At 60.5% G+C, this 1,119-nt stretch carries 1 pseudogene; it reads right to left on the reverse strand.

What is annotated here, in order from left to right:
• Window positions 1-928 (reverse strand): annotated as a pseudogene (locus tag JT360_RS33135) (SDR family oxidoreductase); the annotation flags it as partial.
• Window positions 929-1,119: the final 191 nt, after the last annotated feature.

The raw sequence follows: 1,119 nt of genomic DNA on the forward strand, positions 1-1,119 counted from the left end.
TAGCTGGAGCAATGCGGCGAGGCGAGGAAGACATAGGCCGGCGCGAGTTCTTCCGGTTGCGCCGGTCGTTTCATTGGCGTGTCCGAGCCGAATTTCGAGACGTCACCGGCTTGCTTGTCCGACGGATTGAGCGGCGTCCACACCGGACCCGGTGCTACCGCGTTCACCCTTATGCCCTTGCCGATGAGACTGCCCGAGAGGGCCCGCGTGAAGGCGTGGATGCCTCCCTTGGTCATCGAATAGTCGACCAGCTGTTTTGAGCCGTCGATGCCGGTTACCGATCCGGTGTTGATGATCGCCGAACCGGGCTTCATGTGCGGCACCGCTTCCTGTGCCATGTGGAAGTAGCCGTAGAGATTTGTCTTCAGCGTGGTGTCGAAATGCGCCTCGGTCAGCTCGCCGAAATCGCTGGAATGGATCTGGAACGCCGCGTTGTTGACCAGCACGTCGATGCGACCGAGTTTTTCGACGGTCTCCACAACCGCCTTGCGGCAGTGGCTGCGTTCGCTGACGTCGGCCTTGACAAGGATGCAGCGTCGTCCTTCCTTTTCCACCGCGGATTTGGTCTCTTCGGCATCCTTGTCCTCGGCCAGATAGACGATCGCGATGTCGGCGCCCTCGCGGGCGAACAGCACCGCCACCGAACGGCCGATGCCGGAATCGCCGCCGGTGATGAGTGCTACCTTTCCATCGAGTTTCTTCGATCCAAGATAGTACGGCGCATCATACAGCGGCGCCGGCTCGATCGCCCATTCATGCCCAGGCTTGGGTTGATGTTGCTCGGGGAAGGGGGGTTCGGGATACTTGCGGGCGCCGGCCTGGCGCCCTGCTGCTTGCCGTTGCCTTTCGATTTGTCCTTGGCATCGATACCACGCTGGATATGACGCTGCTTGGCCGCTTCGCCGGCTATTTCCGACTTCATCTGCATGATCGTCTCCTTGGCTTGGAGAGGGAACAACGCATGTCAGGCGAAAAGGTTTATGGCCGACGCGTCATTCCTTCAACCGGCGACACGCTCGAGCAACGGCCGTTGCAGTGCGGGCAAGCGGCCGATCACCCGAAAAGCCGCATTCCTGAATATCTGCAGGACAGGGCTCTCTAATTGCGCCATCGACAGGA

This window comes from Mesorhizobium sp. dw_380 (assembly GCF_018588885.1).
Classification (GTDB): domain Bacteria; phylum Pseudomonadota; class Alphaproteobacteria; order Rhizobiales; family Rhizobiaceae; genus Mesorhizobium.